General features: G+C 35.7%; 14 protein-coding genes. 10 read left to right on the top strand and 4 right to left on the bottom strand.

Annotated features, from left to right (window positions below):
- Together V7Z48_RS12595 and ahcY are read right to left on the bottom strand one after the other, a co-directional pair.
- Window positions 1-1,133, bottom strand: a 1,133-nt coding sequence (locus tag V7Z48_RS12595) for a metallophosphoesterase family protein (RefSeq protein WP_334113920.1), incomplete at its 3' end; no start/stop codon positions are given.
- Between the two features lie 311 nt (window positions 1,134-1,444).
- Window positions 1,445-2,761, bottom strand: coding sequence for an adenosylhomocysteinase (gene ahcY / locus V7Z48_RS12590; RefSeq protein ID WP_334113919.1), 1,317 nt, complete (start codon window positions 2,759-2,761; stop codon window positions 1,445-1,447).
- Between the two features lie 61 nt (window positions 2,762-2,822).
- On the opposite strand from ahcY, the gene V7Z48_RS12585 reads away from it, so the two are divergent.
- From V7Z48_RS12585 to V7Z48_RS12550, 8 genes are all read left to right on the top strand, one after another.
- Window positions 2,823-3,458 (top strand): 4'-phosphopantetheinyl transferase family protein, encoded by a 636-nt coding sequence (locus tag V7Z48_RS12585; protein ID WP_334113918.1) that lies wholly within the window; start codon window positions 2,823-2,825, stop codon window positions 3,456-3,458.
- A 15-nt stretch (window positions 3,459-3,473) separates the two neighbouring features.
- Window positions 3,474-4,196, top strand: coding sequence for a geranylgeranylglyceryl/heptaprenylglyceryl phosphate synthase (locus tag V7Z48_RS12580; protein WP_334113917.1), 723 nt, complete (start codon window positions 3,474-3,476; stop codon window positions 4,194-4,196).
- A 27-nt stretch (window positions 4,197-4,223) separates the two neighbouring features.
- Window positions 4,224-4,484, top strand: a complete 261-nt coding sequence (locus V7Z48_RS12575; RefSeq protein ID WP_334113916.1) for a hypothetical protein — start codon at window positions 4,224-4,226, stop codon at window positions 4,482-4,484.
- A complete protein-coding gene (gene pnuC, locus V7Z48_RS12570; protein ID WP_334113914.1) occupies window positions 4,468-5,100 on the top strand; it encodes a nicotinamide riboside transporter PnuC in 633 nt (210 codons plus the stop codon). Before V7Z48_RS12575 ends, pnuC begins: the two co-directional genes overlap by 17 nt.
- Window positions 5,061-5,621: an ATP-binding protein gene (locus V7Z48_RS12565; RefSeq protein ID WP_334113913.1), complete on the top strand. Its 561-nt coding sequence runs from the start codon at window positions 5,061-5,063 to the stop codon at window positions 5,619-5,621. Before pnuC ends, V7Z48_RS12565 begins: the two co-directional genes overlap by 40 nt.
- Window positions 5,622-5,626: 5 nt before the next feature.
- A complete protein-coding gene (locus V7Z48_RS12560) occupies window positions 5,627-7,189 on the top strand; it encodes a DUF4301 family protein (RefSeq protein ID WP_334113912.1) in 1,563 nt (520 codons plus the stop codon).
- A gap of 118 nt (window positions 7,190-7,307) precedes the next feature.
- Window positions 7,308-7,712 carry an alternative ribosome rescue aminoacyl-tRNA hydrolase ArfB gene (gene arfB, locus V7Z48_RS12555; protein WP_334113910.1) on the top strand — a complete coding sequence of 135 codons (405 nt, stop codon included), beginning with the start codon at window positions 7,308-7,310 and terminating at the stop codon, window positions 7,710-7,712.
- A 367-nt stretch (window positions 7,713-8,079) separates the two neighbouring features.
- Window positions 8,080-10,293 (top strand): TonB-dependent receptor, encoded by a 2,214-nt coding sequence (locus V7Z48_RS12550; RefSeq protein WP_334113908.1) that lies wholly within the window; start codon window positions 8,080-8,082, stop codon window positions 10,291-10,293.
- 28 nt (window positions 10,294-10,321) lie between these two features.
- On the opposite strand, the gene V7Z48_RS12545 is transcribed toward V7Z48_RS12550, so the two are convergent.
- A complete protein-coding gene (locus V7Z48_RS12545) occupies window positions 10,322-10,753 on the bottom strand; it encodes a hypothetical protein (protein WP_334113907.1) in 432 nt (143 codons plus the stop codon).
- Window positions 10,754-10,910: 157 nt separating this feature from the next.
- Here V7Z48_RS12545 and greA point away from each other — a divergent pair, with 157 nt between their 5' ends.
- Window positions 10,911-11,384 (top strand): transcription elongation factor GreA, encoded by a 474-nt coding sequence (gene greA, locus V7Z48_RS12540; RefSeq protein WP_334113906.1) that lies wholly within the window; start codon window positions 10,911-10,913, stop codon window positions 11,382-11,384.
- An 82-nt stretch (window positions 11,385-11,466) separates the two neighbouring features.
- Window positions 11,467-11,856 (top strand): HIT family protein, encoded by a 390-nt coding sequence (locus V7Z48_RS12535; protein ID WP_334113905.1) that lies wholly within the window; start codon window positions 11,467-11,469, stop codon window positions 11,854-11,856.
- Window positions 11,857-12,302: 446 nt separating this feature from the next.
- Here V7Z48_RS12535 and V7Z48_RS12530 read toward each other — a convergent pair.
- A partial coding sequence (locus tag V7Z48_RS12530) for an ATP-binding protein (protein WP_334113903.1) occupies window positions 12,303-12,719 on the bottom strand: 417 nt, incomplete at its 5' end.

The raw sequence follows: 12,719 nt of genomic DNA, 5'->3' as shown, positions 1-12,719 counted from the left end.
AATGGTTTTCTTTGAGGAACACCCAATCCGCCTTCACCGATGTAAATAATGCCTTCTGGATCGATTTTCCCATTTAAAATTGGCATAGTTTTTTTAAGGGAATGTCCATCTGATTCTAAGGCCAAACTAATTTTATATTTTTCGAATAATGGCACCCAGTACTTACGTACATGATAAAAATCTTCACGGTCGTAATCTTTCACTGCAGGATAAGCAGGTTTGTGATATTGGACAAACATCCAGTTGTTCTTAACGCGATGTGCTTCTAAAACTTCTTCTAAAAATTCTAATTGATCACCAGCCATACTGGTTTCCGTGTTGAGCGTAATTAAAGCTGAACTGGGTGTGATTTGTGTCATGAAGAAATAGCCGTCACTGTATTCGTTGGTGATTTCACCCAACCAAAAATTTTCCAGAAACCCTATTTCATGCTCGTGGTTGCCTCTTGTGATGATTAATGGCAAAATACGGTTGTCTTTTGTGATGGTGAGTGTGTGGTCTTCGAACCAATAATATAAGTGTCGCCAATCTGCGGTAGTGCAATAATCACCACCGTGTGCAAAAGCCATGATAGAAGGATCTTCTTCGGTCATTTTGGCAATCATTTGGTTCATTTTTTTTCTTTCAACTAAAGGGGTTCTTCCTGCGAATCGTGGTTTTTCGCCTCCCAAACGAGAGTCACCTCCGGAAATAAATGCGTACGGTTGGTCTTTATCTGGCGCTGTGATAAAATTGTAAGTATCGGAACAGCTATTATCTGTACAGTATTTAAAGTAATAGGTAGTTGATGGATTTAGATTGTTTAATTCGGCATGGTGATAGTAGGCCTCTGGGACACCCTCGGCATAATCCATTTTTCTCATGAATATTTTCCCGTCTTTAGAACTATTAAATTTTAAAGCGGAATCATTATCTAAATCAGAAACCGTATCGTATACCACATAATTTTCTTCGCCTAAAAGTGTACTCGTCCATGAAATAATAGCATGTTCAGAAGGTTTTTCCGTCCAGGTAACACGTGGATGCATCACTTGAAGTTTTGTATCAACAATTTGCGTTGGTTTCTCTCTTTTGCAAGTGTAAAAACTCAATAAACAACAAAAAGCTAAAGTAAGGTTGGTTTGGATTTTCATAAAACGCGTGTTTGGTAGGAAGTTTGTTTAATCAATCAAATATCGACGATTTTAGGACTATGTTATCCGCAACTGAATTATCAAATTGTTAAGTATTAAAAAATCCCAGACAATTGTTTCCTGCAATTTGCATTTTTTAAATCAGATTTAAATAAAATAATCAGTATTACTCCGCGCAACTCTGTGCTTCTCTGCGCACCTCTGCGGTATAGCTTTTAATTGGGTTAAAGTGACGCTAACGATTCAACCTAAAAAAAATCCCAAATTCATTAGAACTTGGGATTTGGAATTTGGAATTTGAAAGTTGTTTTTTAATACCTGTAGTATTCAGGTTTAAACGGACCTTCTTGTGCAACACCAATATAATCGGCTTGGTCTTTACGCAATTCGGTAAGTTCAACGCCTATTTTTTCAAGGTGAAGCATCGCTACTTTTTCGTCTAAATGTTTAGGCAACATATACACTTTGTTTTCGTAGGCTTCGTTGTTGGTCCACAATTCAATTTGTGCCAAGGTTTGGTTGGTAAATGAATTACTCATTACAAAACTTGGATGACCTGTTGCGCAACCTAAGTTAACCAATCTACCTTCAGCTAAAACGATGATGTCTTTGCCTTCAATAGTATATTTGTCTACTTGTGGTTTAATTTCATCTTTAGTATGACCGTAATTTTTGTTCAACCAAGACATATCTATTTCATTGTCGAAGTGACCAATATTACAAACAATGGCTTTATCGCGCATGCCTCTAAAATGATCTTCTAAAATGATGTCTTTATTTCCTGTAGCTGTACAAATGATATCGGCAGTTGCGATAACGGTTTCTAATTTTTTTACTTCAAAACCGTCCATAGCAGCTTGTAAAGCACAAATTGGGTCTATTTCAGTTACAGTAACGATACTACCAGCACCTCTGAATGAAGCCGCAGTTCCTTTACCAACATCGCCATAACCACAAACAATTACACGTTTTCCGGCAAGCATGATATCTGTAGCACGACGCACAGCATCTACTGCACTCTCTTTACAGCCGTATTTGTTATCGAATTTACTTTTGGTAACAGAATCATTCACGTTAATCGCAGGCATTGGTAAGGTTCCATTGGTCATACGTTCGTATAAACGGTGAACACCTGTTGTTGTTTCTTCTGATAAACCTTTAATTCCAGAAACCAATTCTGGATATTTATCAAAAACCATATTGGTTAAATCGCCACCATCATCAAGAATCATGTTTAATGGTTTTCTGTCTTCACCAAAGAATAAGGTTTGTTCAATGCACCAATCAAATTCATCTTCTTTCATGCCTTTCCAAGCATAAACAGCAATACCAGCATCAGCAATAGCAGCGGCAGCTTGATCTTGGGTAGAGAAAATGTTACAAGAACTCCAAGTAACTTCGGCACCAAGCGCAATGAGTGTTTCAATAAGTACAGCAGTTTGGATGGTCATGTGTAAACATCCAGCGATACGTGCACCTTTTAATGGTTGAGAGTCTTTGTATTCTTCACGTAAACTCATTAAGCCAGGCATTTCTGCTTCAGCTAATTCAATTTCTTTGCGTCCCCAAGCAGCAAGAGACATGTCTTTTACCTTATAAGGAACATAAGCAAGTGTTTTTGTGTTCATAATTGTATATTTGTTTTAAGCAATTTTGTGCAAATTTACATAATAACATCGAGAATACTAAATGCCTCTTTATAAAACAATTCAGCCTGATTCACAAACAACTGTTAAAATTTGGAAGATTACTGAATCCTACAACGATTTGATGACGCCGCTAACTTTAAAGCCCGAAAGTTTAAATCGTGTTTTAGGAATGAAAAGTGATTTGCACCAGCGCGGATTTTTAAGTGTGAGACATTTACTGCGAAGCTTCGGTTATACTGATCAGGATTTGTATTATAAGGCCAATGGAAAACCGCATTTAAAAAACGGAAAGCACATTTCTATAACGCATTCATTTACATTTTCAGGAGTGATTATTAGCGATTATGAAGTTGGGATTGATATTGAAAAGCAACGCGAAAAAATTGCCATCATAGCCCATAAATTTGTTGATTATGAATTTCAGTATCTGAAAAAGGACGATTACGAGTACATCAAAAAACTAACCACTATTTGGGGCGTAAAAGAATCCCTCTACAAGCTGTTTGCAACGCCTGGAATGTTATTTAGAGAGCACTTTTTGGTGCTGCCATTTATGTTAGAGGATCATCAGACCATTGCCTGGATTGATTATAATAGTAGAAAGTATAGATATGTATCGCATTTTTTAGAATTTGAAGGATTCACATGTGCTTATGCGACTGCTTGTCAACATTAAAAATTGCCTATTTTTATGAGTTCAGTATATCAAAACATTATTAAAAGTATCACAAATGGAGACAAACTTTTAGCGGTGTTAATTGATCCTGATAAAGTACAACTGAATCAATTAAAACGAAGTATTGGCAAAATAAATGCGTCACAAGCGACCCATATTTTTGTAGGTGGTAGTTTGGTTGAAGACAACAAAACCGACCTCGTAGTTATTGAAATTAAACAGCACAGTAACTTACCTGTAATCCTTTTCCCTGGTGACGTGACCCAAATTTCTCAGTCGGCGAATGCTTTGTTGTTTTTATCCTTAATTTCTGGTCATAATCCAGATTATTTAATTGGAAAACATGTGGAGGCAGTAAAAAATCTGAGAGGTTCAAAGCTTGAAATTATTCCCACTGGTTACATTTTAATTGAAAACGGTAATGAAACCGCTGTTCAAAGGGTCACAGGAACTATGCCAATTATGCGAAGCAATATTCAAAAAATCACTGACACTGCCAAAGCTGGCGAGCTTTTAGGTTTGAAATTAATATACTTAGAAGCGGGCAGTGGAGCTATACATCCAATACCTATGGAAATCATTAAAGCTGTCAAGCAAGATTTAAAAGTGCCAGTTATTGTTGGTGGAGGTATAAAAAGTAAATCACAGCTAGATTCTGCTTATCAGGCCGGAGGTGATATGGTGGTTATTGGAACCGCTTTTGAAGAGGATGAAGATGTATTCAACACATTTAAATAATAACTAAAATCAACTGTTTTATAACACATGAAAATTTCTGTAGAATTAACGCTCACACCTTTGCAGGACAATTACGAACCTGCTATCATTCATTTTATAAAAAAATTAAGAGCCTCCAACCTAAAAGTGATTGAAAACCCTTTGAGTACTCAAGTATACGGCGATTACGACACCGTAATGGCAGTACTCAACACTGAAATAAAAGAGGCTTTTGAACTTATAGAAGGCGGATTGCTCTATATGAAAATCGTTAAAACCGATAGACGCAATTATGAACCACATTTCTGATTTTTTTATTGAAGCCTACCGTGCAAGTCCGTGGTATATAATTATTTTGGAAGCTGTGGCTTTTGTATTTGGAATTTTGAGTGTATGGTATGCTAAAAAAGTTAATATTTGGGTGTATCCGACAGGAATTATTTGCACCGTTATAACGGTTTATTTATTGTATATCAATGATTATTTGGGTGATATGATGATGAATTTTTATTATTCTATAATGAGTATTTATGGATGGTGGAACTGGTCTCGTAAACGAAATAACGAAGCTTTGGTTCCAATTTCTCGAACCAATTCCAAAGAAAAAATAATTGGTGTTGCCATGTTTTTAATTACGATAGTTGTAACGCATTTGGTTTACAAAACCTTCAATTACACTTTAGAAATTCCTAATTATATAGATATATTAACCTCGGGAATTTTCTTCACTGCGATGTGGTATATGGCCAACAAAAAAATTGAAAACTGGACCTTATGGATTATTGCCGATATTATTACCATACCACTTTATGCCTATCGCGGTTTAGGAATACTATCTTTACAGTACATAATATTCACCATATTAGCAATTCAAGGTTATAGACAATGGAATACCTACTTGAGCAAGAACCCGCAAACTGTATAAAAGTTGTGCTTTTTGGTCCAGAATCAACTGGAAAAACTACCTTATCGCAGCAACTAGCACGTTATTATAATTCTGTTTGGGTGCCAGAATACGCGCGCGAATACCTTCAAAATAAATGGAATAATGAACGCAAAACATGCGAGCCTCACGATTTGTTACCCATTGCTATTGGGCAAATGCAGCTTGAAAATCGGTTGGCAAAAAAAACAGACTCGGTATTGATTTGCGATACGGATTTACTTGAAACAAAAGTGTATAGCGAAACCTATTACGGCGGCATTTGCGATCCGACGCTTGAAAAATATGCTTTAAAAAACCAATACGATTTATATTTTTTAACCTATATTGATACGCCTTGGGAAGCCGATGACTTACGAGACAAACCCGAAGAACGTTTAGCAATGTTTAAAGCTTTTGAGCATGTTTTAATTAAACATGAAAAGCCTTATGTGTTACTAAAGGGAAGTAAGGAAGAACGATTGAAAATGGCGGTGAAGCACATTGATAAATTATTAAAATGAACAGCATGATTTATTCTGAAAAGGACATACAACAAATACAACAAAAGGGTTTAACACCAAGAGAAGTTGATACTCAAATAGCACTATTTAAAAAAGGTGCTCAAACGGCTGATTTGCATTCGGCAGCTACCATTGGCGATGGTATAAAAAAATTGAATAGTCATAATGTAGATCACTACAGAGACTACTTTGAGCGCAATTCAAAAAACCTTAAGGTATTAAAATTTGTGCCGGCTTCGGGTGCAGCCACCAGAATGTTTAAGTTTTTGTACAAGTTTTTAAAAGAGTATGACATAGAGGAGCAATCTATTAATTCGTTCATAAATCAAGAAAAGCTTAAGGATTTGTCAATTTTCCGCATTGGAATGGAGAAATTTCCATTTTATCATTTAGTACTTCAAGAACTTTCAAAAAAAGGAATTGATTTTAATAGTTTGAATGAAAGTCAACAAGTTTTAGAATTTGCCAAAACCATGATGGACGAATCGCAACTAAATTATGGTAATTATCCGAAAGGCTTGTTACCCTTTCATCTTTATAAAGATAATAAAACCGCAACCGCTTTTGAAGAACATTTATACGAAACTGCGCTTTATGTCTCAAAAGGCGCTGAGGTTCATATTCATTTTACGATTTCTGAAGATTTTGAAAGTAATTTCAAAGAGGAGTTTAAGCGGGTAGTTTCTAATGTTATGGAGATTACTGAACGAACCTTCAACATTACATTTTCCTATCAAAAGGAATCTACCGATACCATTGCAGTTACGCCCGACAACCAGCCTTTTTTAAATCCAGACGGAAGTATCTTGTTCAGACCTTCTGGTCATGGTGCGTTAATTGACAATCTCAATGATTTAAATGCTGATATCGTGTTCGTTAAAAATATAGATAATGTCGTTACATCGAAGTATAAAGATGAAGTAGCACTTTATAAAAAAGTATTAGCTGGCATTTTACTAGACATTCAGCAAAAGGTTTTTAACTATCAAAAATTATTGGAAAAATCATCATTTTCCGAAGAATCACTTATTGAAGTTGCAGAGTTTTTAAAAAATGAATTGAATGTTGATATTTCAAAGGAATTTGAAAAATATTCAGAAAAATATAAAATTGAATACCTTCAAAGTCAATTAAATAAGCCAATTAGGGTTTGCGGCATGGTTAAGAATGAAGGTGAACCAGGTGGCGGCCCATTTTGGGTTAAGGATGATAACGGAAGAGTGTCTTTGCAAATTGTTGAATCAGCACAAATTGATAAAAACAATAAACAACAACGAAACATCTTAAAATCAGCGACGCATTTTAATCCAGTTGATTTGGTTTGTGGTCTTAAAAATCACAATGGCAAAAAGTATAATTTACATGATTTTGTTGATCCAAACGCAGCATTTATAACCAAGAAAACACAAGAAGGAAAAGAATTAAAAGCCTTGGAAAAACCAGGACTATGGAATGGCAGTATGGCTTATTGGAACACTGTTTTTGTAGAAGTGCCATTAATTACCTTCAATCCTGTGAAAACGGTAAACGATTTACTAAAACCAACCCATCAGGTTAAAATTGATTGATTTTTGAAAATTCGACAATTTTTTACAATAGCAAAAAAATCTGTGATTATCTGTGAAATCAGTGAGCAAAAAAACACATTTCGAAAATACATTATCCTCATAAATTCCTAGTAAAAACTTGAATACAACAGCACTCATTTCAGAACTCACATTTAAAGCCGTTAGAAGCTCAGGCGCTGGCGGTCAGAATGTGAATAAGGTCGCTTCTAAAGTTGAACTTTATTTTGATTTGAATAATTCTGCTGCTTTGGATGAAGCTCAAAAAGAATTACTGCTCAAAACCTTAAAAACCAAACTCACAAAAGAGCAAATTTTAATATTGCAATGCGAGGAAAGCAGATCGCAACATAAAAATAAAGCCATAGTTATTGAGCGTTTTTTAGAGTTGATAAAATCAGGATTGGTAAAACCCAAAAAGCGAAAAGCGACAAAAATCCCTAAATCTGCCATTAAAAAGAGACTCAAGGCCAAGCGCGATCAATCTGATAAAAAAGCATTTAGAAAGCCACCTCCAGTTGATTAAATTTTTTTACAAAAATCGTATATCGTACTTTGTATATCGTAAATTATTTCTCTTACCTTTGTTGCGTTCTCAATAAAGGGGTGCTGTTTTTAGTGAAAAATTAGAAGACTAAAGTTTTTTTCTTCAAGCTAAACACGGCTGAGATCATACCCGTTGAACCTGGAACAGGTAATGCTGTTTAGGAAATTACATGCCAATGAACGCGTTTTGGTGTGTTGTAAATCAATTATTAACACAAGAATAATGACCTCTTTTTATTCGCTAAATTAATTTTTAACGAATGAAATGCTTATTAACAAATTCCAATCAAATCTCAGTACTTAGTAAAGCATTCCATCTGTCCAAAACATCAAATGTATATGATCAGATGAAATGTCTTTGTGTATCTGGCGCCCTAGGTTCAAAACTTGGCGCTGCAACTCTTATTTTTTTATTAACTGTTTGTTCTATTTACGGACAAGAAAAACAACAAGATTCTACTAAAACTGAAATCTTAGATGAGGTTTTAGTAAAGGCTGTTCGTGTAACAGCAGAGTCGCCCATTGCCCACAGCAATATTTCAAAAAAGGAAATTGCCAAACGTAATTTAGGTCAAGATATTCCAATCTTGCTTAACTTTTTACCTTCGGTGGTTACCACTTCCGATGCAGGCGCTGGTGTTGGTTACACCGGAATTAGAGTGCGTGGGATTAGTGCGCAATCTACCAATGTTACCATTAACGGAATTCCATACAACGATGCCGAATCGCTAGGAACGTTTTGGGTAAATTTAGGAGATTTTGCCTCATCGGTTGAAAGTTTGCAGCTGCAACGTGGTGTAGGAACCTCTACCAATGGTTCAGGAGCCTTTGGCGCGAGTATTAACGTATTAACCGATGCGGTTTCGTATGAGCCCAATGCGGAAATTTCTAATTCCTTTGGAAGTTTTAATACCCGCAAACATACCCTCAAATTTAGTACAGGTTTGCTCAACGATAAGTTTGAAGTTGCGGGCAGATTGTCGAACATCGCTTCCGATGGTTATATCGACCGTGCTGCTACCGATTTAAAATCGTATTTTCTTCAAGGTTCGTATGTGGGTTATAAAACCTTGATTAAAGCCATTATTTTTGGTGGAAGAGAGGTGACGTATCAGTCTTGGTTTGGGATAGATGCCGAGACCTTGGCCAACGACCGCACCTTTAATCCGGCAGGCATGTATACCGATGCAAATGGCGAAATGCAGTTTTATGATAATGAAGTTGACGATTATAAGCAGGACCACTATCAGCTTCATATAAATCATCGTTTTAATAATAAATGGTCAGCAAATTTAGGTTTGAATTATACATATGGACGCGGCTTTTTTGAACAGTTTAGAGAAGATGACGATTTTGAAACCTATGGTTTTGAACCCTTAACTGTTAACGGAGATCAAGTTAGTAGCACAGACCTCATTAGACGGCGTTGGTTAGACAATGATTTTTATGTGCTAAATGCAACCGCAAACTATAAAAATGAGACCATTGATTTAATTTTCGGGGGTTCGTTCAGTCATTATGACGGCGATCATTTTGGTGAAGTGATTTGGGTACGTTTTGCTTCTCAATCTGATATTAGAGATCGTTATTACGAGGGAAATGCTCTAAAATATGATTTTTCGGTGTTTTCAAAAGCTAATTATCAGTTGAGTGAAAAATTGAGTTTGTACGGCGATTTGCAAGTGCGAAATGTGAATTACCAAACCTCGGGCATCAATTCCAATTTAACCTTGTTTAATGTGGATGAAAATTATACGTTTTTCAATCCTAAGGCTGGTGTTTCTTATAATTTAAACGATGGGAATAATTTGTATTTTTCAATTGCACGTGCCAATCGCGAACCGAGTAGAGACGATTTTGAAAACAACGAAAACATCAAACCAGAACAGTTAAACGATTTTGAATTGGGTTGGCGTCATGTAGGCAAAAAATTCACCTTTAATGCCAATGCCTATTATATGCTTTACAACGAACAGTTAGTGTTTACAGGAAATATAGACAATGTAGGAAACCCCATCAGAACCAATAGCGGTGAAAGTTACCGACTAGGGTTAGAATTGGAAGCGGTAATCGGACTTTCAGATAAAATAAGTCTTCAACCAAACTTCACATTAAGTTCTAATAAAAACATAGAAACCATTACGGAGTTTGATGGCGAATTGCTAAACTTAGGAAAAACTGACATAGCATTTTCACCCAATGTTGTGGCAGCGAATGCCTTGGTTTATCAGCCTACAAACAAGCTGCAAATGTCCTTACTCAGCAAATATGTTGGCGAACAATTTATGAGCAACACCGAAGCACAAGTATCAAAATTAGACAGCTTTTTTGTGAACGATTTTAATGTGACTTATACCATTACACCAAAATCGGTGTTTAAAGAAATTGTGCTAACCGGTTTGGTAAACAACATATTTAATCGGAAGTATGTGTCAAATGGATATTATTTCACTTTTGATGACGATTTCACCAATCCTGGTGTGATTAGCACGGTAGAAGGTGTTGGATTTTATCCGCAAGCCATTACTAATTTTCTGCTGGGAGCGACACTAAGATTTTAAAGAAAAGGGCAGCAGATAGCTGCCTTTTTTAATTATTGGTGATCAAGTACGAATTAGTACCAGATTCCGATACACGGTATTCTTTCAAACCGCATTGTAAGTCGGTGGCGCCTAAAGGCTGACCCGTAAACAGACTATAACGATTGGCTTCGGTACAGCTACTCACTGCCTCCGAGCCGTCAATTTGTAAAACAGAGCATTGACTTGGTTGCACATTAGGGTCGGAAGCGTCCCAAGCACGTAATCCCGTGCCAACATTGGTAACAATGACGCCGCCATTTCCTTGATTTGGAATATATACAGAGTTGCTTATAAATTGCAACTGACTGTATTGTGGTAAGTCTAAATTAATGGAAATATTAACACCAACATTAAGCAACAAATTGCAATTATTGATGCGATCGTCGTCGCTACAACCTACAAGTAATATGCTAAAAACCAATACTAAAAACTGCTTCATTTTATATTTTTTACCGCGTGCAATTTACAATAAATTACAGCATATCATAATATTTTGTATATTTGCATACTGAATCTCGTGCAAGCGGGATTTTTTGCATTAACCACTTTGCTTTATAAAGTTTAGTGGCTTTATGTTTTTCTAAAACGACAAAATTATGAGTAAAGTATCCTATTATACAGAAGAAGGTTTAAAAAAGTTAAAAAGTGAACTTAACCAATTAAAAGATGTTGAGCGCCCAAAAGCTTCTCAAGCCATTGCCGATGCACGCGATAAGGGCGATTTAAGTGAAAATGCCGAGTACGATGCAGCCAAGGAAGCACAAGGAATGTTGGAGATGAAAATTTCGAAGTTAGAAGAAATTGTTGCTACTGCACGCGTGATAGATGAATCACAATTAGACACTTCAAAGGCTTTGGTATTATCGAAAGTGAAAATAAAAAACCAAACCAATGGCATGGAAGTAACTTATACTTTGGTAGCCGAAAGTGAAGCGAATCTAGCTGCAGGAAAAATATCGGTAAGTTCGCCTATTGGCAAAGGTCTTTTAGGAAAATCGGTTGGTGATACCGCCGAAATTAAAGTGCCAAATGGGGTTATGAAATTTGATATTTTAGAAATTTCAAGATAATTCATTCCAAAAATAATTAACGTAAGATTCGTTCGTAAGAGCGAATCTTTTTATATTTATAGCTACCTATACTTTCATTATTATGGCATCCATATTTTCAAAAATTATTTCAGGGGAAATACCTTCTTATAAAATAGCTGAAACCAGCGATTTTTTGGCTTTTTTAGACATCAATCCCAATGCTCCCGGCCACACCTTGTGTATTCCAAAAAAAGAAGTGGATAAAATTTTTGATTTGGATAAAGATACTTATTTAGAACTCATGGCTTTTTCAAGAACGGTTGCCAAAGCTATTGAAAAAGCAGTGCCTTGTAAGCGTGTTGGATTAACGGTTATTGGACTTGAAGTGCCACATGTGCATGTACATTTAATCCCGTTACGAACTATGGATGATGCCAAATTCACACACAAAACAACATTGGCACCCGAAGAATTTAAAAGGATTGCTAATGATATTTCGGATTGTTTGTAAGAGGTTGACTATTTTTTAATATGAAAAGAAAAGCATTACTTATTATCGATGTTTTAAATTCTATAATGATGTATTAACCTTTGAAGATAAATTAAATATAATGCCCATAGACGGATCATACGGAAGGCTGAGAGCGCACAACGAAAGGTTTAAAGAGTTGCGACGAAAAAAAATAGAGCGGCGAGAAAACAAAATTTGGCGAAACAAATTAAAGAAAAGTCATAATTGCAATAGCGAAACCGGGAATAATTTCAATAGTATTGATGTTGAAAAATTAGAACTAATAAAAGCGGAAATTCGAGATAAGGCTAAAGCCCAAGTAAGGAAAGAATTCTATCTGTTAATATTAGCAATTATTTTAACCTTTGGTTTAATTTATTTTGTAGGATTCTATTAATTAAAATGATGATTGTCTTCAACTAATTGGTAAAAAAACCTGAATAATATCATAATATCCTTAAAGAAATCTGCATCGTAGTCCCTTTATTTATTTCAGAATGTTTTACTTTTATTTTGCCTTTGTGGTAATCTTCAATAATGCGTTTGGCAAGCGACAAACCCAATCCCCAACCGCGCTTTTTGCTAGTGTATCCTGGTTCAAAAATGGTGTTAAATAAATGTCTTGGAATTCCTTTTCCAGAATCACTTACTAAAATATGAACAAATTTTTGATCTTTTACAATTTCAACTTGTAGCTTGCCTTTGCCTTTCATGGCATCAATAGCGTTTTTCACTAAATTTTCTATTGTCCAACTGTAAAGTGGTTCGTTCAGTTTTACGTGAATCACTTCGTCTGGTGCAGAGATTTCAAATTCTATTAATTTCGATGACCGCGCCTTTAAATACTGATAAGAATCTCGGGT

It is taken from the genome of Paucihalobacter sp. (assembly GCF_036825875.1).
In the GTDB taxonomy this organism is placed as follows: Bacteria; Bacteroidota; Bacteroidia; order Flavobacteriales; family Flavobacteriaceae; genus Paucihalobacter.
The sequence above is the reverse complement of the archived record's forward strand: the minus strand, read 5'-3'. Positions and strand labels throughout refer to the sequence as shown.

Bases quoted from the DNA above. Each gene is read 5' to 3' on its own strand.
- ahcY (WP_334113919.1), bottom strand. From the start codon at position 2,761: ATGAACACAAAAACACTTGCTTATGTTCCTTATAAGGTAAAAGACATG.
- V7Z48_RS12585 (WP_334113918.1), top strand. From the start codon at position 2,823: ATGCCTCTTTATAAAACAATTCAGCCTGATTCACAAACAACTGTTAAA.
- V7Z48_RS12580 (WP_334113917.1), top strand. From the start codon at position 3,474: ATGAGTTCAGTATATCAAAACATTATTAAAAGTATCACAAATGGAGAC.
- V7Z48_RS12575 (WP_334113916.1), top strand. From the start codon at position 4,224: ATGAAAATTTCTGTAGAATTAACGCTCACACCTTTGCAGGACAATTAC.
- pnuC (WP_334113914.1), top strand. From the start codon at position 4,468: ATGAACCACATTTCTGATTTTTTTATTGAAGCCTACCGTGCAAGTCCG.
- V7Z48_RS12565 (WP_334113913.1), top strand. From the start codon at position 5,061: ATGGAATACCTACTTGAGCAAGAACCCGCAAACTGTATAAAAGTTGTG.
- V7Z48_RS12560 (WP_334113912.1), top strand. From the start codon at position 5,627: ATGATTTATTCTGAAAAGGACATACAACAAATACAACAAAAGGGTTTA.
- V7Z48_RS12550 (WP_334113908.1), top strand. From the start codon at position 8,080: ATGAAATGTCTTTGTGTATCTGGCGCCCTAGGTTCAAAACTTGGCGCT.
- V7Z48_RS12545 (WP_334113907.1), bottom strand. From the start codon at position 10,753: ATGAAGCAGTTTTTAGTATTGGTTTTTAGCATATTACTTGTAGGTTGT.
- greA (WP_334113906.1), top strand. From the start codon at position 10,911: ATGAGTAAAGTATCCTATTATACAGAAGAAGGTTTAAAAAAGTTAAAA.
- V7Z48_RS12535 (WP_334113905.1), top strand. From the start codon at position 11,467: ATGGCATCCATATTTTCAAAAATTATTTCAGGGGAAATACCTTCTTAT.